Origin of the sequence: Haliea sp. (assembly GCF_040221975.1) — a bacterium.
GTDB lineage: Bacteria > Pseudomonadota > Gammaproteobacteria > Pseudomonadales > Halieaceae > Haliea.
In genome coordinates this window covers 324,323-347,995 of sequence record NZ_JAVJWR010000031.1, presented here as the reverse complement: position 1 = coordinate 347,995, position 23,673 = coordinate 324,323, and the positions used below count along the sequence as shown (strand labels likewise).

At 62.6% G+C, this 23,673-nt stretch carries 16 protein-coding genes; 3 read left to right on the top strand and 13 right to left on the bottom strand.

What is annotated here, in order from left to right; all coding sequences use genetic code 11:
- Positions 1–5: 5 nt before the first annotated feature.
- Positions 6–827: a hypothetical protein gene (locus tag RLO07_RS14505; RefSeq protein WP_462292848.1), complete on the bottom strand. Its 822-nt coding sequence runs from the start codon at positions 825–827 to the stop codon at positions 6–8.
- Positions 828–983: 156 nt separating this feature from the next.
- Here RLO07_RS14505 and RLO07_RS14500 point away from each other — a divergent pair, with 156 nt between their 5' ends.
- Positions 984–1,748 carry a helix-turn-helix domain-containing protein gene (locus RLO07_RS14500; RefSeq protein WP_462292847.1) on the top strand — a complete coding sequence of 255 codons (765 nt, stop codon included), beginning with the start codon at positions 984–986 and terminating at the stop codon, positions 1,746–1,748.
- Positions 1,749–1,760: 12 nt separating this feature from the next.
- Entirely contained in the window at positions 1,761–3,062 is a 1,302-nt protein-coding gene (locus RLO07_RS14495; protein ID WP_462292846.1) for an NAD(P)/FAD-dependent oxidoreductase, read from the top strand.
- Here RLO07_RS14495 and RLO07_RS14490 read toward each other — a convergent pair.
- The 4 genes from RLO07_RS14490 to RLO07_RS14475 all read right to left on the bottom strand — a co-directional run bounded on the left by RLO07_RS14490 (position 3,059) and on the right by RLO07_RS14475 (position 9,341).
- The gene (locus tag RLO07_RS14490) at positions 3,059–4,651 is read right to left on the bottom strand and encodes a phytoene desaturase family protein (RefSeq protein WP_462292845.1); all 1,593 of its coding nucleotides are present in this window, start codon (positions 4,649–4,651) and stop codon (positions 3,059–3,061) included. The two genes, RLO07_RS14495 and RLO07_RS14490, sit on opposite strands and share 4 nt — an antisense overlap.
- Positions 4,648–5,871, bottom strand: a complete 1,224-nt coding sequence (locus RLO07_RS14485) for an MFS transporter (RefSeq protein WP_462292844.1) — start codon at positions 5,869–5,871, stop codon at positions 4,648–4,650. Before RLO07_RS14485 ends, RLO07_RS14490 begins: the two co-directional genes overlap by 4 nt.
- Positions 5,872–5,910: 39 nt before the next feature.
- A complete protein-coding gene (locus RLO07_RS14480; protein ID WP_462292843.1) occupies positions 5,911–7,680 on the bottom strand; it encodes a sodium:solute symporter family protein in 1,770 nt (589 codons plus the stop codon).
- A gap of 80 nt (positions 7,681–7,760) precedes the next feature.
- Positions 7,761–9,341 (bottom strand): phytoene desaturase family protein, encoded by a 1,581-nt coding sequence (locus RLO07_RS14475; protein WP_462292842.1) that lies wholly within the window; start codon positions 9,339–9,341, stop codon positions 7,761–7,763.
- Between the two features lie 157 nt (positions 9,342–9,498).
- Between RLO07_RS14475 and RLO07_RS14470 the strand changes: the two genes are divergently transcribed.
- Positions 9,499–10,881, top strand: a complete 1,383-nt coding sequence (locus RLO07_RS14470) for a glutamine synthetase family protein (RefSeq protein WP_462292841.1) — start codon at positions 9,499–9,501, stop codon at positions 10,879–10,881.
- A gap of 52 nt (positions 10,882–10,933) precedes the next feature.
- Here the strand turns inward: RLO07_RS14470 and RLO07_RS14465 are convergent, their stop codons facing one another.
- The 8 genes from RLO07_RS14465 to atpG form a co-directional block, all read right to left on the bottom strand.
- Complete coding sequence (locus tag RLO07_RS14465) at positions 10,934–13,423, bottom strand: TonB-dependent receptor (RefSeq protein WP_462292840.1); 2,490 nt, start codon at positions 13,421–13,423, stop codon at positions 10,934–10,936.
- Between the two features lie 189 nt (positions 13,424–13,612).
- Entirely contained in the window at positions 13,613–15,211 is a 1,599-nt protein-coding gene (locus RLO07_RS14460; RefSeq protein WP_462292839.1) for a tetratricopeptide repeat-containing sulfotransferase family protein, read from the bottom strand.
- Entirely contained in the window at positions 15,208–17,124 is a 1,917-nt protein-coding gene (locus tag RLO07_RS14455; RefSeq protein ID WP_462292838.1) for an NAD(P)-binding protein, read from the bottom strand. The genes RLO07_RS14460 and RLO07_RS14455 overlap by 4 nt, the downstream gene beginning before the upstream one ends.
- A gap of 353 nt (positions 17,125–17,477) precedes the next feature.
- Positions 17,478–19,307: a glutamine--fructose-6-phosphate transaminase (isomerizing) gene (glmS, locus tag RLO07_RS14450; RefSeq protein ID WP_462292837.1), complete on the bottom strand. Its 1,830-nt coding sequence runs from the start codon at positions 19,305–19,307 to the stop codon at positions 17,478–17,480.
- A gap of 3 nt (positions 19,308–19,310) precedes the next feature.
- Positions 19,311–20,678, bottom strand: a complete 1,368-nt coding sequence (gene glmU, locus RLO07_RS14445) for a bifunctional UDP-N-acetylglucosamine diphosphorylase/glucosamine-1-phosphate N-acetyltransferase GlmU (RefSeq protein ID WP_462292836.1) — start codon at positions 20,676–20,678, stop codon at positions 19,311–19,313.
- A 188-nt stretch (positions 20,679–20,866) separates the two neighbouring features.
- Positions 20,867–21,295 carry a F0F1 ATP synthase subunit epsilon gene (locus RLO07_RS14440; RefSeq protein ID WP_462292835.1) on the bottom strand — a complete coding sequence of 143 codons (429 nt, stop codon included), beginning with the start codon at positions 21,293–21,295 and terminating at the stop codon, positions 20,867–20,869.
- A gap of 24 nt (positions 21,296–21,319) precedes the next feature.
- Positions 21,320–22,717, bottom strand: a complete 1,398-nt coding sequence (gene atpD, locus RLO07_RS14435) for a F0F1 ATP synthase subunit beta (protein ID WP_462292834.1) — start codon at positions 22,715–22,717, stop codon at positions 21,320–21,322.
- 86 nt (positions 22,718–22,803) lie between these two features.
- Positions 22,804–23,667: a F0F1 ATP synthase subunit gamma gene (gene atpG / locus RLO07_RS14430; protein ID WP_462292833.1), complete on the bottom strand. Its 864-nt coding sequence runs from the start codon at positions 23,665–23,667 to the stop codon at positions 22,804–22,806.
- Positions 23,668–23,673 lie beyond the last annotated feature (6 nt).

The following is a 23,673-nucleotide window of genomic DNA, read 5'->3' as shown; positions in this document are numbered from 1 at the left end:
CCACCTCACGCCCGCGCCTCGACCATTTCATCTCGCCATTCCTTCATGTTGTTGTCGATGGCCATGAAGCCCAGGATCCAAAGCGCTTCGTCCCAGGCAAAAACCCAGTGGCCGCGATAGAGCCAGTAGCCTGCCGCGCCCCAAAGCAGCGTGTACAGACCCGCCTTCAACCAGTGCGCCGTGCGCAGCACTTTGCCACTGGTGAAACCGCGTTCCTGCAGGCGTACCTGGAGCTCGATAAACAGCACTATCAGAAGCCAGGCGACAACCTCCGCAACGTCAATCCAGGCCAGTTCACGCTCGATACGCATGCCGTCTGCGTCGGTGACCAGCGTATCCGACTCGAAGCGGTAGAACGTGTCCCCATTCGACAGGGACGCGCAGTTGGCGGCATCCACCGGCGTGTAGACGAGATTGCGGGCATAGGCAACGCCCTCGCCACGGAAGTGACAGAGGTTTTCGGCGGCAACCGGCGTTGCGTCCTGCAGGTCGAGGGCATAATCCGCGAAGGCATACACCGTGTGGGCGATGAACAGGAAACAGACGACGCGCAAGCCGTGCATGACGATAACGCGTGTGCGCGTGAAGGCCTTGTCGTCCAGCAGATAGGTTTCCAGCTCAAACAGCAGCAGGAGTGTGAACCAGGCGAGCTCATCAAGCGTCGTGGCAAAGGCGCCCGCCCACTGCAGCAGCGTCCAGTCCGGGCGCGCCGTGTGCGTCGCCACGGTCCAGTCGTTGGCCACGTAAACCGCAAAATTCACCAGCAACAACAGGTAGACCACAAGCTTGATCGCCTGCCGCGATGGCAGCCGGCGCTGCCCTGGCAAGACAGTATCCCCTTCCTCCACGCCTCAGCCCCGCACCAATTCACTGTTCTGGTCTTTTACGAGGTTGTGTTGCGGCCTGCATCCGGGCCTACACGCCAGCAGCCAGCTTGTGTATTCTCCAGCAAGAGGCAACGACTCGCGCGGAGGATGACCCCAATGATGTCCACAGAGTTCGTCAGAAGCTACATCGAAGCCTGGAACGCTCAGGACCCTACACGTGTCGCCGGCCATTTTGCGGCCGGGGGCACCTACCACGACATGGGCGAGTTGCGACAGATCACCCGCCGCAACCTGATCACCCACCTGGAAGAATACTTCAGCCGCGACAGCAGCCGCTACACACTTGTCGGTGAAGTACTCGAAGGGCGGGAAACCATTGCCTTCCAGTATCTCGCCAGCCCCACTGGCGATGACCTGCAGGTCAGTGGCTGGATGGGGGCCGAGTTCATTACCCTGGATGGAGACCGCGCCACACGCATTGAGGATTACTACCGGGACCATCTCCTGCTCGCACGCGAGCGATGCGCGGCAGCCAGGAACGAACGCTACGCCAAATCGGGCCTCAGCCCCGCGGCTCGGGAAGCGTTGCTGCAGCGGTTGGGCGAAGCCATGGAAGGCGAGCGCGTCTACCTCAACTCCATGCTTTCCCTGCCACAGCTGGCGGAAAGCCTTGCCTGCTCCATCAATCACCTGTCGCAGGCGATCAACGAGGGACATGGCGTGGGCTTCTTCGATTTCGTCAACCACTACCGCATCCGCGATGCCATGCGGATCCTGTCGCTACCGACGGCGTGTCCAGGCATCCTTGACGTCGCCCTCGACGTGGGCTTCAACTCCATATCAACCTTTTATGCAGCCTTCAAGCGCGCGACGGGCAAGACGCCGGCGCAGTTCCGTCGCGAATCCCTGCGCGCCGGCTAATCGAGTACTGGCATGTTGGGATTGCGATCACCAGTGGAGACCACCGAGCACACGGGTTCCTATTACGCGGCTTCCGCCAACGAGCAGGCCAGGTATGCTCCCCTTGTCAACGACATTGAGGCAGACATCGTCGTGGTCGGAGCCGGCTTCACCGGCATCAACACAGCACTGGAGCTCGCCGAACGCGGGCGCGAAGTCGTGCTGCTGGAGGCGAACCGGCTCGGCTGGGGCGCTTCCGGGCGCAATGGCGGCCAGATCATTGGCGGCATCGGTCACGACCCGGAGCGGTTCCAGCGCCACATCGGCCGCAACGGCGTCCGCCGTATCTACCAGCTGGGTATCGAGGCCCGGGACATCATCCGCGAGCGGGTCGAGCGCCATGGCATCGACTGCGATCTCAAGTGGGGCTATTGCGATGTGGCTCTGAAACCGCGACATCTGCGGCAGTTCGCCGAGTGGCGGGACCACGAGGCAGCCATCGGCAACCCTCATGAATACCGACTCCTGGACCGGGAGGAATTGCGCGACTACGTCAATGCCGAAGTCTACCTGGGCGGCTTGCTCAACTACGGCAACGGCCACCTGCACCCGCTCAACCTGTGCCTTGGTGAGGCTCGGGCCGCCGCATCCCTGGGCACGCGTATCTTCGAGCAGTCGCGGGTGACCGCAGTGATACCGGGGCCACGCCCCCGGGTGGTAACGGCGCAGGGAAGCGTCCGGGCCAACAAGGTGGTGCTGTGCGGCAACGCCTACCTGGGCAACGTGGTTCCCCGCCTGGCGAGCCGTGTCCTGCCCTCGAACAGCTCCGTCATCGCCACCGAGCCATTACCTGTCGAGCTCGCTCAGGCAATTATCCCGGGGGATGTGGCGGTCTGTGATCCGCGCACAGCCCTGGACTATTTCCGTCTCTCGGCCGACAGGCGCCTGCTCTTTGGTGGCCTGTCGAACTACACGGGTCTGGAGCCACGCGACCTTGTCGGCACCCTGCATCGCAAGATGTTGCGGGTTTTTCCGGCGCTGGCGGATGTTCGTATCGATTACGGCTGGAGCGGGCAGATCGGCATCGGCCTCAACCGCATGCCACAGCTTGGGCGCCTGGACGGTAACATCATCTATATCCAGGCCTACTCGGGCCACGGCGTGGCACCGACGCATGTCATGGCGCGCATCACGGCCGCCATGATCGACGGCTCGCCGGCGGACTTCGATCTGTTCGCGCGCATCCCGCACTATCCCTTTCCCGGCGGCAAGCTCCTGCGGCGACCGGGGCTGGCACTCGGTATGGCCTGGTTCAAGTTGCGCGACGCGCTTTAGCGCCAGTCCTTGAGAATTCGCCGGGCAGCATTGTAGCCCGGGGCACCGGTAACGCCGCCGCCCGGGTGCGACCCGGAGCCACAGAGATAGAGGCCCGGCACGGGGGTGGCGTACTGCGCCGCATCCGGGTGTGGGCGCATGCTGAAGAGCTGGTCCGGTTCCATGCGGCCGTGGCAGATGTCACCACGGGGCAGGCCGAAGTCGCGCTCAAGATCCAGGGGCGTCAGGCACTGGGTGGCCACGAGAACCTGGCGCAGGTTGGGTATGAAGCGCTCGGCCCAGCTCAAAACGTCCTCGAGGACTCGGGGTTTCTCCTTGTCCCAGTGCTGCCCATCGGTGAGGTCGTAGGGCATGTATTTGCACAGCATGCTCATCACATGGGTCCCCTCGATATCCGTTAGCGTGTCGTCGATGACACTGGGGATCACCGCCTCGATGATCGGCGGCGACGCTGGCTGGCCGGCACGCGCGCTGCGGTAGGCGGCGTCCAGGTGCTCCTTGCTCTCGATGAAGGTGATGGTCGCCTCGTGCTCGGGACCGGGGCCTTCGCCACCGAGGGCCGCGAAACGCGGCAGGTCACTGAGCGCCAGATTGATGCGCAGGGAGGCGGACTCCTGGCGGAAAGCCCGCAAGTCACGGACGAACGCCTCCGGTAAATGCTCTTCCCCGAGAAATTCCAGCAGCGTACGCTTCGGCTCCGTGTTCGCAGCTACCAGCGGCGCTGAAATCTCTTCGCCACTTTCGAGCCGAACACCGCACACTTTACCGCGCGCAACCAGAATGCGTTGCACAGGCGCCTGCGTGCGGATCTCCACACCCTTGTCCCGCGCCGACGCCGCCATGGCGCTGGTGATACCGCCCATCCCGCCCCGCACGATGCCCCAGGCCCCCTTGCGACCGTCAATTTCGCCCACGGCATGATGCAGCATGGCCAGGCTTGCGCCGGGCTGGGATAGCGGCGCGAAATTCGCGGGCATGATGTGCGCGGCCACCATGGCCTTGACCTTGTCGCTCTCGAACCAGCGGTCGATGATTGTTTCCGGCGCGCCGAGGAAGAACTGCATGAGACGCCAACGCTGGTCGGCGTCCAGCCTGCGCGCACCCAGCCCGAGGCGCAGCGCGGAGAGCAGATCGCCGATGCCACCGCCGTGGAGCTTTGGCGGCTCACGCAGCCACTGGCTCGCCAACAGCTCGCCGACCACGTCCACCGACTCCTCGAAAGCAAGGTAGGCATCGTAGTCACGCGCCGAGTAACGACCAAATTCGGCTCGGTCGTGGGCCTCGTCGCCATTTAGCAGCAGGTAATCACCCCGCGAGTCGAGGTATAGCGAATTGCGCAGCAACAGCGGCTCGTAGCCGTAGCGCTGGAGCTCAAGATCGCGCACCACTTCCGGCCGCAGCAGGCTGACAACGTAGGATGCCACGGAATTGCGGAAGCCGGGGTGAAATTCCTCGCTCACGGCGGCGCCCCCAACCACGTGCCGGCGCTCAAGCACGCAGACCTTCAAGCCTCCCCGTGCGAGATAGTTGGCGGTGGTCAGGCCGTTGTGGCCCGCACCGATGACAATTGCGTCATAGGCCGCGGTCACGATGCGTCCGCCAGGGCCGGCAGTGTGTGCCGCAGACGGAGATACAGGCCTGCGTAGATCGCGAAAGCGGCCAGTGATGCTGCCGCACACAGCAGGAACACCGGGTCATAGCCATTGCCGAGGGCGAGCGCCGAAGCCGCCAGATTGGGGCCAATGATCTGACCCAGGCCCTGCGCCGCCGGCAGCAGCGAGGCAAAACGCCCCGAGTGGTCCACATTCGCCACCGTGGCCATCTGGTAGACGTCGATAAAGATCCAGAGGAAGTTGAACGTGTATACGCTAATGAAAAAAGTGATGTTGGTGATACCGAAGGCCAGCATGCCGACGACCGTGGCGTGCACCAGCAATGTCACCAGCAGCGGGCGCACCAGCCCGAAGCGATTGCTGATGACGGTGGCGACCAGGCAGCCAAGAATACTCATGAGCGATACCCAGACCAGCACACCGGAAACCCAGGATGCCTCGAGGCCGGCGCGGGCCGTGGCCAGTTCAATGTAGGTCCAGTAGGCGCCGATGTTCACATAAGTCAGCGCGATCGCGGCAAGGCACAGCCAGGGAACCATCGGCGGCACATGCCGGTGCTCGACAATCACGCCAGCCACCGGGTCCGGGACCTCGACCTCCACGTCCAGCCCCGGCTCCACCGGCCGGGCGGGCACCCAGCGCAGGAAAAGAAGCCCAAACGCATAGGCGGCGATAAAGACGCCGTAGATGCCGTCCATGGACAGGCGCGGCAATGTGTACATTTCGGCCGCCTGGGTGAAAGCAAAACAGAACAGCATGATATTGTAGGCGCGCGCGGGGCGGGAGCTGGCGCCGAGATTTGCCACCGCGATCGCCGTATAGACGCCACTGCCTGAGCCGGCCAGAAATCGCAGCCAGACAACCTGCTCGTAGTCCACAAATACCATGCACATGGCATTGGCGCCCATGGCGACCGCCGCCGCGATGACGACCAGTAAACGCCGGTTGATTCGCGCCACCAGCAGGGAAGCGAGAACGGCGCCAAAAGAGAGCCCCCCGAGGTCCGCCCCAGCTACGCGTCCCGTTTGCACATCCGTGAAGCCCAGCTGGGTCGCCCAGGCGGTACTGATAACGGGAATGCCCGCGAGCACGCCATAGCCGACGAGCGTCATGTAGAGCGAGATCGTTTGCGAACGCCAACCGTCGAACAGCGTCCGTTCATGGTGCAGCGCGGTATTGGCAGCGTTCCCTGGCATCGATTCAGGAAACCGTAGTCCGGGATTGAAGATTGATCATCATGAGGTAACAGACTTCTCCTGAGACTGAAGTGTAGACGCTGTTGCGCTGGGGCTGTAGCGGCGCCAGATCACGGCAACCGCGATCAGACCCAGCGGCACGAACAACAGTGCCGGACCGAGGGCAAACCAGGGCTCTGCCTGGCTCCAGTCAATAGTGCCATCCGCCCCCACGAGTCCTCGTCCACGCTGATACGGTAGCACGTACCAGTGCAGCAGAAGCGCCGGCATGAGTACGCCGTAGACTACCAGCAGAGCCGGCGCGACCAGCGTCAGCAGGGTCTTGCGCCGATCCCGGTCCCCCGCGGGGGTCATGTGAAGTCGCTCTCGGAAGGACTGCTCCTGCGGCGACGGTGCAGCGCGAGACGAGACAAGGTAGATGGCTGCCAAACTGGTCAGCGCGCCGAGGAGCGCGGGGTTGAGGTAGCTCGGGAGCCGGATCAGCCCGGCGTAATCAAGCGCTGCCGGGATCACATTGCCGGCAAAACCCGCAACCAGTCCCCAGAAGGCACCCGCGGCGGTGATTCGTGAACTCCAGACACTCATGAACGCCACCGGGCCCCAGGACGAAGCGAATACGGTACCGATAAAAAGCATTATCCAGAAAACATTGGCGGGAAGTGTCAGGCTCAGGGCGAGCACCACGATCGCGACGCCGCCCATGAGCAGCCGCGTTGTGCCCAGACGCGGCGCCCGGTCGCGGCTGCCCAGATCATTGCTGACACTGAAACCCACGAGAGACAGGAATGTGGAAGCGGAGGACAGCGCTGCAGCAACGATTCCCGCCAGCAGCAACGCGCCCAGGAAACCGGGCACAAGGTGCTGCGCCGCCCAGAGCAGCACCGTCTCCGACGGCGCGATGTCTGTGCGCGCGAGATTCACCAGACCACCAGCGCCGTAAATCAGATACTGCATGATGATCACGGCAAAGCAGGCGTAGATTGATGCACGCAGAACCACGTGCTCGTCACGGGCCATGAGGTGCCGGCTTGCCTGCCAGGGACTGACGGCGTAGACCACGCTCCACGACAGGTCGATAATTACGAACCAGATAAGGAAGTCCACTGCCCTGGGCCAGGGCGTGCCCTCGCCGATAGTGCCGTGCCAGGCGGCGATATCCGGCTTGATGCCCTGGCTCGCGAGCGCCTCCACCGCCGTGGCGACACCGCCAAAGCCGCCGACCAGCTTGCCCACGAAGAGCACCGTGGCCACGGTGAAAAGCAGGAACATGAGCGTATCGGTGATGATTACCCCGCGGGAACCTGCATAGAGCGTGAAAATCGTATAGCTCAACCAGGCGACCAGAACCGCTTCGACATAGTTCAGCGCCGTCAGGTCCGCGAGCAGCAGCGCTGCGCCCTGGGTGACCACCAGCAGGTAACCGCCCAGACCGAAGACGATGGTCACCCCTGCCGCCTGCTGCACCCGCCGGCTGTTGAAGCGATGGCCGAGGTAGTCGGCCACGGTGGGCGCGCGACTGCGGCGCAGGAAGGTACCAAAGAACAGCGCGCCGTAGATATACCCCGTGACGGCGATCCCCGGCAACAGCAGGTAGGGCCCCATCTGGCCATCGTAGGTGAAGCCCGCCTCGCCGAGAAACAGGGAGGTGCTGAAGACACTGGCAACCAGCGTACCCAGTATCAGCAGTGTCGGTGCGCGGCGACCGGCCACGAAGTAGTCTTCCACGGTGTGCACGCGGCGGCCGGCGTAGTTTCCCACCACAATGAAGAGCAGCACGCTGATGGCGATCGTCAGGGTATAACTATCCATGGCCTGCAGATACCCGTGCGGCACTTGGGAGGCATCGCGCTACCGCAGCTGGCTGAACTGGCTGAGAACCTCCGTGCGGATCAGCGGTCACGAAGAATCACGCGCGCGGCATTGTAGCCGGGCAGGCCGCTAACGCCACCGCCGGGATGCGCACCGGATCCGCAGAGGTATACCCCGGCCGTGGGCATGCGATAACCGGCATGACCGGGAATCGGACGCATGCAGTAGAACTGGTCCAGGTGCAGTGCACCGTGAAAGATATCACCGCCGACCATGTTCAGGTCCCGCTCGATATCCAGCGGGGTCTTGATCTGTCGACCCACTACAGATGCACCAAAGTTTGGCGCCTGGGCGTCAATGGTGGCGATGACAAGGTCTGCCACCTCGTCGCGGACCTCGTCCCAGGAGCGGCCGTCCGGGAGGTGTCGCTGGAAGTGCTGACAGAACAGGCTCGCCACATGCGCCCCGGGCGGTGCCAGACTGTCGTCCTGGGTGCTGGGAATCTGCATGGAAATGACCGGACGCTGCGACCAGCCCTGGTCGCATGCATCGCGATAGGCGTTCTGCAGGTAGGGCAGAGACGGGCAGAACTCGATGGCGCCGAGGAAATGCGAATCGTCACTGCCTTTGAGGCTGGTGAAGCGCGGCAGTTCCGACAGGGCAACGTTCATCCGCAGGGTCGCCGAGTGACTGCGATAGTTGTCGACGCGCCGTTGGTCGTCATCATCGAGGCCGTGCCCATCCAGCAGCCGCTTCAGCAGCACTTGTGGATGGACGTTAGCCGCCACCATTGGCGCGCGCAATTCACGGCCGTCTTCGGTCACAACACCACAGGCGCGGTCGTTCTCTACGAGAATCCGCGCCACAGGTGTCTCCAGCTCCATGCGCACGCCGCGGGCCCGGGCGGAAGCGGCCATGGCCTCGGTGATGGCACCCATGCCACCGCGCGCAATACCCCAGGCCCCTTCACGGCCCTTGACCTCGCCGAAGGCGTGGTGCAGGAGCACATAGGCCGTCCCGGCCTGGTACGGATCCGCAAAGTTGCCGATCACGCCCTCGAGACCGAGCACCCCCTTGAGCGCTTCGCCTTCGAACCAGGCATCAAGATGATCGCCGATAGAGCGCACCATCAGCTCCCCCAGTACCATCTGGTGCTTGCTGCTCAGGCGACGCAGGGCATTACCGCCCTTGAGCAGCGCCAGTGCATCGCGCCAGCCGCCGCCAAAATTGGGCGGTGCTTCGGTGGCCAGGGCTCGCAGTGCCCGGGCCACCGAAGCGATCTCGCTCTCGAAAGCCTCAAGGCGCTCAGAGTCTCGCCGTGAAAAGCGGGCCACCGCGGCCCGCGCCTGCTTGCTGTCCCGTGTCAGCTGCAGGTGGTCGCCGTCCAGAATACTGAGCGTGCCCGCAGGCCGCTCCATGATCTCGAGGCCGTGTTTCTCCAGCTCCAGGTCTGCGATCACCTTTGGGTGCAGCAGACTGATGGAGTAGGAGTAAACCGAGTTGCGAAAGCCGGGGTGGAATTCTTCCGTTATTGCCGCGCCGCCGACCCGGTCCCGGGCCTCGAGGACGGTAACGTTGAGACCGGCAGCCGCCAGATAGCCAGCGCAGACCAGGCCGTTATGACCCGCCCCAATGACGATGACATCCGACTGCTCGCTCACGCCTGCTCCCCCCAACCGCCAGGATTTTCGCATCAGTCTAGAATGGGCAGGGAGGAGGAACCTCCGAGCCGATGGGCTAGGAAGCGCCAATAAGGAGCGCTACTGCATAGTTCAAGGGCATCTGCCCTGCGAGGCAGGCAATCAATCGGATAGCCGCATGAACTTCGCTCAACCGCAAGAACTGGATGACTACCTCCGCGAGCACCCCGAGACACAGATGCTCGAGCTGTTGATACCCGACATGAATGGCCTCCTGCGCTGCAAGCGGATCCAGCGTCGCGAATTCGCCGACTTCTTTGCCGGTGCCTTCTCTGTGCCGCGTACTATCCCGTTCCTGGGTATTCGGGGCGACATGTATGGCGGCCAGGATCAGGCAGTGATTGGCGGCGACCCGGACCAGACCCTGCGGCCGGTTGCCGGCACTCTTGCCCCCATTCCCTGGCTGGCCTCGCCCACGGCGCAGGTGCTCACGGGCTTTGCCGACAACGATGGAAGTTTCTGCTGGACCGACCCGCGGGCACCACTGCTGCGGGTGCTGGAGCATTTTGGGGCAGACGGCCTGGCACCCGTAGTGGCCACGGAACTTGAATTCTACCTGTTGGCCGATGGCGACGGTGTGCGCCCGCAGCCGCTCATGGGCCGTGTGCCTGGCACCGGACTGCGCCAGAGCGGCATCCAGTACTGTATGCCCGATGATCTGCTGGACTGTGACGCGTTCCTGGAGGACGTGCGCCTTGCCTGCGAACTGCATTCGGTGCCACTTACCGCGATCCACAGCGAGTTCTCGCCGGGGCAATGGGAAATCAACACGCACCACCAGCAGGACGCGCTGCTCGCGTGCGATCATGCACTTCTCTTGCGCAGACTGGTGAAGGGTATCGCCCGACGCCATGGCCTTGCCGCAACGTTCATGGCAAAACCGTTCGCGGAGCTGGCCGGCAGCGGCCTGCATATTCACGCGAGCGTCTACGACGGCAAGGGGGTCAATGTATTCGCCCATCGGGAACCCGCTGAGCCACCGCAAATGACCTCGACGCTACTCGGCGGAATCGGTGGTCTTGCGAATACCGTCAACGAAGCGATGGCGATTTTCGCGCCAAATCCCAACTCCTATCGCCGCTTCAAGGCTGGCGCCTATGCGCCCGCGGGTCCCACCTGGGGTTACGATCACCGTGAAGTAGCCCTGCGTGTTCCGGTGTCGTCGGAACAGAATCGACGCATCGAACACCGCATCGCCGGTGCCGATGCGAACCCGTATCTCGTCCTCGCGGCGGTGCTCGCCGGTATCCACCATGGCATGCGCAGCGGCGCAGACCCGGGTGAGCCCGTAACACGGGAAGCAGATCTCTCCCAATCCGCTGTCAGTTTCCCCACCCGTCTCGACGGGGCGCTGGAGCTGTTTCGGGCCGGGAAAGTCATTCCCGGCTATCTGGGCGAGCGCTATGCCCAGGCCTATGCGGTACAGCGCCAGGGGGAGAGCGACCTCTATAACGGTGAGGTGCCCGACCTTGACTACGAGTGGTACCTCCGGGCGTTGTAGCTACCGCTGTGCAGCGCGAGCCTCGCTGGAACGCGAGGCTGCGGTTCATCCATCAGAACGTATAGTTCACTCTCACGCCCGCAGTCCTCGGCCGGGAGGGACCGAAGGTATGCTGCACGAAGATCGTGCTCGCACTGGGATCGTCAGCGTAATTGCCGTCGTACCAGATATCGTCGAACACATTTTCCACGTAAGCGCTCACCTGCCAGCTGGACTGGCGATAACCCACGATAATGTCGGTTTGATTCAGCGCCTTGATCCGCTGGAAGATCAAATCCTCATCTGGCCAGTCTCCACGATAGTCATCCTCCCAGGACCAGGCGATAGTGCCAAAGGCCTCGCCATCGCCCAGCGGGTAGTTGGCATCCAGAACCGCGAACGCCGTGTACTCCGGTGCCCAGGGGACAGAATTGCCCTCACAGGCATCGGCGGAACCTGTAAGCACTTCGCCCGCACCACAGAAAGCCTGGACGTTGGTTGCTTCTGAATCGAACCAGGAGCCTCCCGTCCTGAACCTCAGGTGATCGGTAAGCGCCACGCTGGCTTCCACCTCCAGCCCCCAGCCATCGACCTGGCCAACGTTGTCAACGACGGTACGTGGACCCTCGCCAAAAATCGCCTGCAGGTCTTCGTACTCGTAGTAAAACGCCGTTGTTGCCACCTGGGCTCGGCCGTCCGCCAGGGTTCCCTTGTAGCCAATCTCGTAGGAAATGACGGTTTCCGGACCGAAATCCCCAGGGCGATCGCGGCCCGGCAGGCCGACACAGAGCCCGAAGGGGCAACCCTCGCTGCCGGGTCCCTCGATATTGAAGCTGCCAAACCCGCCAGGTTTGTAACCGGTTGCAGCACTGGCAAAGAGCAGGGTATCCATATTGGGGCGCCAGTTGAGGACTGCGCGCCAGGTCACCTCGTTCCAATCCTGCTTGTCGCGTAACGCGCCTTCCGGGGTGGAAAATCCGGTCTGGACCTTGTAATTAAGCAGGGAGCCACCCGAATCGGGCAGGGCTTCCTGGGAAAAATCCTTCTCGTCGTAACTGTAGCGGACACCCAGAGAAGCGTTGAGAGTTTCGCTGAACTGGTAGCCCAGATCCAGGTAAGCTGAATACCCCTGGTATTTACCGATGACGCGGTTGCGATCATTGATCAGCCCGGTGGGCGAAGGTGTCCAGTCGCAGCTGCCAAAGTAGTAATCCAGGTAGTAGTCGCAGTAGGTGGTCTGACCGTAGTAGCTGTCCAGCCCGTTGTAGTAGTCAAACAGATCGGCGCAGGTATTGAACCAGTAACCGAGGCAGTACACATCCTCTTCCTGCTGGCCGAGAAAGATCGTGTCGATGTCCTCGTCGTAGAAGGAAGCGCCCGCGTACCAGTCCAGCGGGCCTTCACTGTTGGACGCCAGGCGGACCTCCTGCTCGAAGTACTCCCCCGACTGGCTCTGCCCGTAGTTGAAGGTGATCGTGGGCAGCCCATCGTAATCCTCTACGTACTCGTAATCGTGGTCCTTGTAGCCCGTCATCGAGGTCAGCGTTGCCCAGCCGAGATCAACGTCGACAAGCAGACCGATGAAAAAGATCTCGGAGTCATCACGGGGCGTCAGCGAATTGTCGTTGTTGACCGTGCGGCCATCCGGGGAGGTTGCGATGGGTACGCCCCCGTTGATGCGTGTCTGGTTGACCTCGAATGCCGTGCCTTCACCGGTAGCCCGGTAAACACTACCGAACTGGTTGCGGTCATCGTATTCAACAATCAAATCGGCGGTCAGTCTTTCGTTTTCATAGCGGGTAGTGATACGCAGCGACTGGTTGTCGTGGGAAATGAGGTCATCGCCGCCAGCGATATTGTCGACATAGCCGTCCTCTTCGGAATGAAACCCGGCAATGCGTACAGCGAGGTTGTCGTTAATGGGCAGGTTGACCGCACCCTCGAAGGTGAACACGCCGCGCTCACCAACGTCGACCTCAGCATAACCCTCGGTCTCTGAGACATTCGGTTTCGCGGTAATGATGTTCATGGCGCCACTCACGGAATTGCGCCCGAACAAAAAGCCCTGTGGCCCGCGCAGTACCTCAGCGCGCTCAATGTCGTAAAGGCTGGAAACGGCGGCCCCGTTTCGACCCTGGTAGAGACCGTTCTTGTAAAGGCTGACGGACGGATCGCCGCCGTTACCAAAGTCGATGGTGCGAATGCCGCGAACACTGACAAAATCGAGGAAGCTGTCCTTGCTGTTGCCGCTGATACCCGGGGTGAAGGATATCAGGTCCTTGATGTCGCTGAGATTGACCTTGCGGATTTCCGCGCCGGACATCGCCGTAATTGCAATGGGCACGTCCATCACCGACTCCGCGCGTTTCGTCGCGGTGACAATCACCTCCTCGAGCTGCTGTGCCGCCGCAGGCGTGGCGGCGGCGCCGCTCAGCATGGCGACTGCCACAGCTCGCGACAACAGACGGCGCCGCGCGCTCGGCACCTGCGATGTTGCTGCGCTGCGCCAGGCCACGCCTGTCGTGCTGGCTCCGGGAGTATACGAGGATGATTGGGGCTCCATGTCTGTCTCCTCTGCGGCTTTTGCGACACGCGCACATTATTTTCGTTTAAAAATAGCGAAAAATGGCGCTTTTACAAACTTTCCATGACTATAGTCCACAGAGAAACTCGCGCTTCGCAGCCTACAGGGGCAATATGTGCACCACATTGAGACAGCGTGCGCACCGTTCTTGCACGGCGCGCCTGTGTGTCAGAGCGTTTCCGGGACCCCGGCAGCAGCCAGCGTTTCGCGCATGATCGAAAGCCGCTCTGCATAGCGACGCCAGCGGCCGACGGAGCGCGTGTGCGCCGGCTGGCGCACCTGTACCACGCTTGCCGTGGTGACCGCGGCTTTCTGCTCGTGGAACAGAAGGCAATCGTCTTCCCAGGGCAATCCGAGAAAATCGATGAGTGCGCGCGCGTTCGGCTCGACGTTGGCGGCCGTGTCTTCGTAGGAGATGTCGAAGAAGCGGTCGCCGAAACGCTCTCGCCAGGTTGCCATGAGGTGATAGTAGCGGGCGTGATGGCGCGCCATTTCCGCCTGGTCGTAGGAATGCGGGTAGGCATCGGCAAAGAGTTGCTTGTAGCTTGCGAAGCAGGCATCCATGGGGTCGCGGCGCAAGTGCACGATCTTCGCCTGCGGCAGGGCCTTGAGGATCAAAGGCAGATAGAGATAGTTGGGCGGTAACTTGTCGACGAAGCGTGGCAATGTTCCCTGCAGCTTGCGGGTCGACTGCAAATAGGCATTGCCCAGCTGCTGCGGATCGATTGCCGCGCCGATTTCCGCGAGCTTCGCGGATTGGCGCCGCGGCTCCCGGTAATCCCCCAGGCGGCGAACACAGTGCCCGAACTGTTTCAGCTCTCCCGCCGAATGCACCTGCGAATGACTGGTGATGATGCGCTCGACGAGTGTGGTGCCGGTGCGGGGCTGTCCGATCACGAAGATCGGCGCCGGGTCGTCGTGCCCGTGAGCGCCATCGTAGAGCCAGGACTCCGTGAAGGTGTCGGCGAAGGCCGCGTACATTTCTTCCTCCGCGGCCTCATCGAAATCGATGGTCTTGCGACGCGCCCGGGCGCCGCGCTCAAAGGCCTCGAACGCCCGGTCCCAGTCCTCGAGATCCTCGAGCTCCTTGCCCAGCGCATAACAGAGAAAGGCGAGCGCACGCGGGTTTTGTGACTCATCGCCAATCAGTCGCTCGAGTTGCTCGACATGTTCCCGGTCCTGCACTCGCCTCAGGCCGGACAAAAGCCAGTGCGCATGGGGATGCGAGGGACTCTGAGCCAGCACCCGGGCCAGGTCTGCTTCGGCTTCCTCCAGGCGATCAAGGAACATGTGATTGTTGGCCCGATTGAGAAGGAAGGGAATGCTGTCGGGCCGCTTTTCGAGGGCACGGGCGATCCAGGCCCCCGCCTCCTGCTGGTCGCCCAGAAGACCATGCACAGCCCCGATCAGGTCCATCACGGTCGGGTTGCCGTCGTTGTGCTCGACTGCCATGACGAGCGCTGCATCTGCCCGCGCCGGCTGACCCGCCTGCATGAAAAGGCGGGCGAGATTGGCCCACGCCGCCGCATGATCTGGCTGTAGTTTGGTCACCGAACCAAAGGCCTGGACGGCACGCCAGGTCTGCTTGAGTTCGAGGGCGATCAGGCCGACCAGGAAGTGGGCCTCGACAAGATCTCCCTTGGCGCCAAGCAGACGTTTACAACAGGCTGATGCCTCGTTGAGACGCCCTGCGGACAAGTGTGCAAAACCCTCGTGGAGGACATCCTGCATCCAGGCTTCTGCAGGCACCTTCCCGACCGTGGTCAAGGCTGCGCAGCCTCTTCGCTGGCGTCGACGGGGCCTGGTGTCGGCAACTCCTGCACTGAGCGCCAGGCCTGCTCGATCGCAGTGTGTGTATAGGCGGTTGCGGCCGCATCGGTATTGGCAATCGCAATCCTCCCGAATGGCTTGCGCGCGATCTCATGTGGCGCCTCGCCCCGGGGCCAGTCCGGGTCCCAGAGGTCGAGATACTCATAGGCGTAACCATGCGGCCAGCGATTGACGGTAATCGCGAGGACGTCGCGCCGCACATCGAAGCCGGCGGGGCCGAGCAAGCCATCGAGCACGGTGCGCACCTCGCGCTCGTAGTCCTCAAGGGTCAAACCCAGCATGATTGCCCGGGAGGCACGCAGCTGGCTCTTGATATCCACAGCGTCCTCTGGTGGCGAAATACTGCCCCAGAAAATCAGCGATACCGAGCCGCTGTCATCGATGGCGTGTTCGTAACCCCCGGTATTGATGCCACGGAAGGTAAACAGTCGCTCCATAAGCCGACCCGGGCAGCGCACAAGGTCAACGCCAAGCCTGTCGAGAGCGTCGGTGTTTCGGATCAGCACGTTGGTCAGTAATAGGGGGTGCTTGACCTGGTATTCCAGCGCCTCGCGCTGGGACTGCGGCAACGTCGGACACAGGTGCGGAATGACACTGTGATAGCAGGCCAGCACACAGTGTTCTGCCGTAACGCGCAGCACCGTACCGTCATTGACATAGCTCACGGCAACGCCGTCTTCCGTGTTCGCGGTGTTGATTACCGTCGAATTCAGTCGCAGGCGCACGGGATTGCCTGCGCGATCGAGAGCAGCGTAGTTGAAGCGCGCCAGCGCCACGTTGGCAGCGGTGGTACCCGGTGCGACATCCGGAATCAAGGCAGCCACCTGCAACCGCGCCAGGCTGGCATTGCCGTCCGGCCACATGGCCACGGGATAACTCCAGCGCTCGCTGTCCCAGCTTTCACCCAGCAGGTGTGCACCCGGAGAACCGCTCTCCATCGCCTCCATCGCCGAGAGCGCGCGCATCTCCACCCCCCAGCCACCGTGCTCCAGCTTGGCGAACAGCTGCACGGCGTCCTCCGTGAGGCCGCCATGGCGGCGCAGGAACTCGGGGTAGGAAATGCTGCACAGGTAATCTTCGGCTTGGGCCTCGTCGAGATGTTCAAGCACATCCTCGTTAGCGGCATAAAAACGCTTGAATGACTCGCGGCCCGCCTCGGAGATCGGCATCTGATCAATGGTGGCGGCGTCGAGGCGATCGCTCAGGTCACATTTTACAACCAGGCGGTTCTCACCATACGTTGCGGCGTCGAACCACATCGCAGGGCTGTTTGTTGCGCCGTGGCCGTAACTGAACTGTTTGCGTTCGCGCATGAGTTCCACATCGACCCCATGGTCCTTGAGAAATGCCTGCACCGTTGCACCGAAATTCCACCATTCGAGGTTGTGGGTACCACCCATGGACAGCACCATGCGCCCGCTCTGGTGAAACTCGTTGCGCCGCGCATGACCACCAAAATCGTCGTGGTTCTCAAGCAGGAGAATTCGCTTGTCGGCACCGAAACGCTGCCGGTAAAAGTGTGCCGCAGCGAGCCCGGAGATACCCGCGCCGACGATCACCAGATCAAAGTGCTGATCCAGATCCACGGGCTCGGGAAAGCTGCGCCCCTCCCGGGCCAGCGCATGGGCGGACTCGAAGGCGCCCGGGTGGGACCCGCGCAAACCCGTTCTGACTGGAGGGTAATCAGTGGCAGATGGTTTGCTTGCGGCCGCGGCGCCGTCGGCCGGTGCTGCGGCAACGATACCCGGACCCAGCGCCATCGCCAGCGTGGCCACGCCCGCATCGTGGATCAGGTCGCGGCGAGTAATCACCGCATCCATACCGAGTTCAGTGTCTGTCTTTTTGCTCACCAGCCACACTCCCTCACGTCGTCCGCCAGGACATTCAGGCGAGTGTACCAGACCGCGGCCCGCCTACGGGCAGGCCCCGCCGCCCGGCCATAAAAGCCAATCGTGGCGCCGGCCTGGAGGGTGGTTATCTCGCGCATTCCCTGGTCTCAAGTAGCTCTTCGCTCCCACTCTTCGCCAAGCTCAAGCGATCGTCGCGCTGGCCTATAGGCTAGCAGAACATCGTATCTGGGCTAAAGGTGCGAGGAAGATCTTGAGAATTGCTGCTGGTGCGAAGAATCGGCTTCACTCAGGGAAACATGGTTGCAGGTACCTGGGAGTGCGAGCCCGGCACACTGCAGCTTCCCTGCAGCGCCCTACTCCACCGTCACCGACTTCGCCAGATTCCGCGGCTTGTCGACATCCGTGCCCTTCTGCACCGCGACATGATAGGCCAGCAGCTGCAGGGCAACCGTGTAGATGATCGGTTTGAGCAGTTCCGAGCAGCTGGGCAGTGCCAGTACGTGGACCCTGGCCTCGTCGGCGAAGTGGTCCTCGCTGTCGGCAAACACGTACAGTTCGGCGCCGCGGGAACGGACCTCCTCCAGATTTGACTTGAGCTTTTCCATCAGTTCGTCGCCGGGTGCTACCGCCACTACCGGCATATCGGCGTCCACCAGGGCCAGCGGCCCGTGTTTCAGCTCCCCCGCGGGGTAGGCCTCGGCGTGAATATAGGAGATTTCCTTGAGCTTGAGCGCACCCTCCATGGCGATCGGATAGTAAATACCACGCCCCAGGAACAGGGCGTGCTGGCGCTGAATGAAAGCACCCGCCATGCGCTTGATCGCCGGGTCAAGCAAAAGGGTGCGTTCCACGCAGTCTGGCAGCCGGTGCAGGGCTGAAACCAGGTCGGCCGCCGCCTCCGGTTTCAGGGCATGGCGGCGGCCGAGCACCAGGGTCAGCATCAAAAATGCAGCGAGCTGGGTGGTAAAGGCCTTGGTCGAAGCGACGCCGATTTCCGCGCCCGCCCGGGTCAGGAATACGAGGTCGGATTCCCGTACCAGTGAACTGTGATCCACGTTGGCGATCACCATCCGCGCCACAAAGGCCTCCTCGGTGGCATTGCGCAGGGCGGCCAGGGTGTCTGCCGTCTCACCGGACTGGGAGACGGTGACCAACAGGGTACCGGGATGCTGTACCCGCTTGCGGTAGCGGAACTCGGAGGCCACTTCCACCGCGCAGGGAATCCCCGCCAGCTCCTCCAGCCAGTAGCGGGCCACCATGCCCGCGTGGTAGCTGGTGCCGCAGGCGACGATCTGCACGGCCTTCACCCGGTCAAACAGGGCGCCCGCATCGGCACCAAAGACGCTGTCTTCGATCTCCCGGGTGCCCGCCACGGGAATGGTGGCCGCCAGAGCGCGGGGTTGTTCGTGGATCTCCTTGAGCATGTAATGCTCATAATCACCGAGCCCGCTGCTTTCCTCCACCGCCGAGATCAGCGACATCTTGCGCCGTACCGGCTCTCCGGCAAGGTTGGTGATTTCCAGAGAGGTGGCGGTGATCCGGACCAGGTCACCCTCTTCCAGGTAGATGAAGCGGTCTGTCACCTGTCGCAGCGCCAGCTGGTCCGAGGCGAGGAAGTACTCACCGATCCCCACCCCCACTACCAGCGGGCTACCCTCGCGGGTACCCACCACTTCGTCCGGATGCTCGACATCAATGGCAGCGAGGGCATAGGCACCCTGCAAGCGGGGCACCACCGCCAGCATCGCCTGCTGCAGACTCAGCCCGGATTCCAGTTCGCGATGCAGCAGGTGCACGATCACTTCGGTATCCGTGCCCGACTGGAATTCATAGCCGGCTGCCTGCAGCTCCCCGCGCAACTCCGCGTGATTCTCGATAATCCCGTTGTGAACGACGGCAACACGCTGGCCGGATATATGCGGGTGGGCATTGACCGCGGAAGGTGCGCCGTGGGTTGCCCAGCGGGTGTGGGCGATGCCGACGCAGCCGTACTTGGGGTCCATGGCCTGGGCCTGCTCCAGCTCTGCAACCTTGCCCTGGCGCTTGTGCAACAACAGGTTGTGGTCACTGTCGATCAGCGCCATCCCGGCGGAATCATAGCCCCGGTACTCCAGCCGTCGCAGTCCCTCAAGCAGAATTTCGGATACTTCGCGACGGGCCGCCGCGGCAACAATTCCACACATGCATCAGTCCTTGTCTGTTTTCCCGGGGCGGGTCCAGCCCTGAATATTGCGCTGTTTGCCGCGGCCAACTGCCAGCTCCGCGGTGGCAACCTGGCGGGTTATGGTGGAGCCGGCGGCGACAAAGCCGTCGGCGCCAATCTCGACCGGAGCCACCAGTGTCGCGTTGGAGCCCACGAATGCGCCATCACCGATACGGGTAATATGCTTGTTGACTCCGTCGTAGTTGCAGGTAATGGTGCCGGCGCCGATGTTCACACCGGCGCCCATTTCGCAATCGCCGACATAGGACAGATGATTGACCTTGCTGCCGGGGCCAATGGTGGCTTTTTTGGTCTCCACGAAATTACCGACCCGGGCCTCGTCGCCCAGGCAGGTGCCGGGCCGCAACCGGGCATAGGGTCCGACCGTGCAGGCACTGCCGACACTGGCGGACTGCAGGTGACTCATGGCGCAGATTTCGCTGCCGTCTCCGATGGTGGTGTCCCGGAGAAAGCAGTTGGGGCCTACGGTGACTCCGTCACCGAGCACCACGTCTCCAGTAAAGACGCAATTTACATCAATATACACATCGCGGCCGCACTGCAGGCTGCCGCGAATATCAATCCGGGCGGGGTCTGCCAGCCTGACACCCGCCCGCATCAGGGCCTCGGCACGCAGCCGCTGCAATTCGCGCTCCACCTGGCTCAACTGCAACTGGTCGTTGACTCCCATCACCTGCAGCGGGTTGGCGGCGGAGGCGGTATGAACCGCCACGCCATCGGCCACGGCAAGCGACAGCACATCGGGCAGGTAGTATTCCTGCTGCTGGTTACTGTTGCCCACACGGGGCAAATACCGCTGCAGGAGTCTGGCCGGTGCCGCGAGGATGCCGGTATTGACCTCCCCCACCGCGCGCTCGGACGCGCTGGCATCCTTGTGTTCCACCACCGCCATGAACGCGCCGTCGGCGTCGCGCAGCACCCGGCCATAGCCGGAGGGGTCCTCCAGGTTTGCTGTCAGCAGCGCCGGCGCATCCGCGGCCGCGGACACCAGGGCTTGCAGGCTGCTCGCGGACACCAGCGGCACATCGCCGTACAGCACCAGTACCGTGCTCTCCTCGCCAATGGCGGGCAAGGCCTGCAGCACGGCGTGGCCCGTGCCCAGTTGTTGTCGTTGTTCGACCCAGGACAGGGGCTGCTCGCCGAAGGCCGAGCGGACCTGATCCGCGCCGTGGCCAATGACCACATGAATGACCGCGGGGGACAGTTCCTGCGCACTGTCGATGACATGCTGCAGCAGGGGTTTGCCCGCCAGTTGATGCAGCACCTTGGGCAGGCTGGAACGCATGCGCGAGCCCTGGCCAGCGGCGAGGATGACAACTTCTAGTGACATTACAGTATCCCGTTCTCAGGCAAACCAGCGGCCCAGAACCGCTGCTACGCGCTGGTACCGGGTTTCAACACAGGGCATATTAACGCCCGGGCACAGCAAAACAACCCGATTGACAGGGTAACAGACAGAACTGTGATGCAGTACAAGCTATGCGGCCCCGCCAATCCGGGGCCGGGGGGAATGGAGCCTCAGCCGCGACCGGCGCGGTTTCTCATCTTGCGCAGGGTCGCCAGCTGGGCGGCCGCCTCCGCAAGCTGCGCAGAGGCGCGGCCGTAGTCGAAATCACCTGACTGGTTGGTCAGCGTATGCACGGCCTCGCGACGGGCTTCCTCGGCGGCGGCCTCGTCGACATCACCGGCACGCAGGGCCGTGTCGGCGAGAATGGAGACGACGCCGGGCTGGACTTCAATAAAGCCGCCGGAAACGTAGTACACCTCTTCCTCGCCGCCCTGCTTGACGATGCGCACGGGACCGGGAATCAGTGACGACAGCAGCGGGGCGTGGCCGTAGGTCACGCCCATCTCACCCAGGTCCGCGGTAGCCACCAGCATCTCGACCAGCCCGGAAAAGATTTCCTCTTCCGCGCTGACGATATCGCAGTGAATTGTCATTGTCATCTCAAGCCCCTCTGTCGCGACGCCTTACAGCTTGGCCGCTTTCTCGACCGCTTCGTCGATGCTGCCGACCATGTAGAAGGCCTGCTCCGGCAGGTGATCGTACTCACCCGCCAGAATACCCTTGAAGCCGGTGATGGTTTCCTTCAGCGACACGTACTTGCCCGGCGCACCGGTAAAGATTTCCGCAACGTGGAAGGGCTGTGACAGGAAGCGCTCGATCTTGCGCGCCCGGGCCACGGTTTGCTTGTCTTCCTCGGACAGTTCATCCATGCCCAGAATGGCGATGATGTCCTTCAGCTCCTTGTAGCGCTGCAGTACCGACTGCACGCCCCGGGCAACATCGTAGTGCTCGTGACCGATGATCAGCGGGTCCAGCTGGCGCGAGGTGGAGTCCAGCGGATCAACTGCGGGGTAGATACCCTTGGCGGCGATGTCGCGGCTCAGCACCACGGTGGAGTCAAGGTGGGCAAAAGTGGTCGCCGGCGAGGGGTCGGTCAGGTCGTCCGCCGGTACGTACACCGCCTGGATGGACGTGATGGATCCCACCTTGGTCGAGGTAATCCGCTCCTGCAGTACGCCCATTTCTTCCGCCAGGGTCGGCTGGTAGCCCACCGCGGAGGGCATCCGGCCCAGCAGCGCCGATACCTCGGTGCCGGCGAGGGTGTAGCGATAGATGTTATCGATGAACAGCAGTACGTCGCGGCCTTCGTCGCGGAACTTCTCGGCCATGGTGAGGCCGGTCAGGGCCACGCGCAGGCGGTTTCCTGGCGGCTCGTTCATCTGGCCGTAGACCATCGCCACCTTGGAGTTGCCGAGATTCTCGATATCGACAACCTTGGATTCCTGCATTTCGAAGTAGAAGTCGTTGCCTTCCCGGGTCCGCTCACCGACACCGGCAAACACGGACAGGCCGGAGTGCTCGGTGGCGATGTTGTTGATCAGCTCCATCATGTTGACGGTCTTGCCCACGCCGGCGCCGCCGAACAGGCCAACCTTGCCGCCCTTGGCAAACGGACAGACCAGGTCGATCACCTTGATGCCGGTTTCCAGCAGTTCATTGGATGCGGCAAGCTCTTCGTAGCTGGGCGCCTTGCGGTGGATCGAGGCGCGATCCTTTTCACCGATGGGGCCGCGCTCGTCGATGGGGTTGCCGAGCACGTCCATGATGCGGCCGAGGGTTTCGACACCCACAGGCACCGAAATCGGCGCGCCGGTATTCTCCACCGCCAGCTCCCGGCTCACTCCCTCGGAGGAACCCATGGCGATCGTGCGCACAACGCCGTCGCCCAGCTGTTGCTGGACTTCCAGGGTGAGGCCTTTTTCGGTAACCAACAGTGCATCGTAAATGCTGGGTACCTGGTCGCGTGGAAATTCCACATCGATAACGGCACCGATAATCTGTACGACTCGTCCGCTGCTCATGTTCGGATCCTCTGCATCAAAGTTCAATTCTGTCTGGCGCCAGCCGGACTCTCCTGCCGACACCGAATGTACTGCGATTGTGTGTGTCAGCTTATGGCCGCTGCACCGCTGACGATTTCCGACAGCTCCTGGGTAATCGATGCCTGGCGCGCCTTGTTGTAGATCAGCTGCAGGTCATCGATCAGGTCGCCGGCGTTGTCCGTCGCATTCTTCATCGCCAGCATCCGCGCAGCCTGTTCACAGGCACCGTTTTCAACCACGGCCTGGTACACCTGGGACTCGATATAACGGGTCAGCAGGCGCTCCAGCAGCACCATCGCATCGGGCTCGTAGATATAGTCCCAGTGGTGCTTCATCTCGGCGTTGTCTTCAGCCTCCAGTGGCAGCAGCTGCTCGACGGCGGGGCTTTGAGTCATGGTGTTGACAAACTCGTTGCTGACCAGGAACAGGCGGTCAATCTGCCCGTTCTCGTAGGCATCCAGCATGGTCTTGACGCTGCCAATCAGGTCCGCCAGCGTAGGCTCTTCACCGATATCACGCACCGCTGCAGTAACATTGCCACCATAACTCTTGAAAAAGGCAGCCGCCTTGGCACCGATCAGGCACAGGTCGATCCCGACGCCCTGGTCGGCCCAACCCTTCATGGCCTTGACCGTGGCTTTGAACAGGTTGATGTTGAGGCCACCACAGAGACCGCGGTCGGTAGAAACGACAACAAAGCCGACCCGCTTTACCTCGCGCTCCACCATGTAGGCGTGGCGGTATTCCGGTGCGGAGTTGGCAATGTGACCCACCACCGACCGCATGCGGCGCGCGTAGGGCTTGCCCAGAGCCATGCGCTCCTGGGCCTTGCGCATTTTGCTCGCCGCAACCATTTCCATGGCGCTGGTGATCTTCTGCGTGCTCCGGATACTGGTGATCTTGGTCCGGATTTCTTTTCCGACTGCCATCTGGTT

Coding starts and splice junctions, on each gene's coding strand:
- RLO07_RS14500 (WP_462292847.1), top strand. CDS start 984: ATGATGTCCACAGAGTTCGTCAGAAGCTACATCGAAGCCTGGAACGCT.
- RLO07_RS14495 (WP_462292846.1), top strand. CDS start 1,761: ATGTTGGGATTGCGATCACCAGTGGAGACCACCGAGCACACGGGTTCC.
- RLO07_RS14485 (WP_462292844.1), bottom strand. CDS start 5,871: ATGCCAGGGAACGCTGCCAATACCGCGCTGCACCATGAACGGACGCTG.
- RLO07_RS14480 (WP_462292843.1), bottom strand. CDS start 7,680: ATGGATAGTTATACCCTGACGATCGCCATCAGCGTGCTGCTCTTCATT.
- RLO07_RS14470 (WP_462292841.1), top strand. CDS start 9,499: ATGAACTTCGCTCAACCGCAAGAACTGGATGACTACCTCCGCGAGCAC.
- RLO07_RS14465 (WP_462292840.1), bottom strand. CDS start 13,423: ATGGAGCCCCAATCATCCTCGTATACTCCCGGAGCCAGCACGACAGGC.
- glmS (WP_462292837.1), bottom strand. CDS start 19,307: ATGTGTGGAATTGTTGCCGCGGCGGCCCGTCGCGAAGTATCCGAAATT.
- glmU (WP_462292836.1), bottom strand. CDS start 20,678: ATGTCACTAGAAGTTGTCATCCTCGCCGCTGGCCAGGGCTCGCGCATG.
- RLO07_RS14440 (WP_462292835.1), bottom strand. CDS start 21,295: ATGACAATGACAATTCACTGCGATATCGTCAGCGCGGAAGAGGAAATC.
- atpD (WP_462292834.1), bottom strand. CDS start 22,717: ATGAGCAGCGGACGAGTCGTACAGATTATCGGTGCCGTTATCGATGTG.
- atpG (WP_462292833.1), bottom strand. CDS start 23,667: ATGGCAGTCGGAAAAGAAATCCGGACCAAGATCACCAGTATCCGGAGC.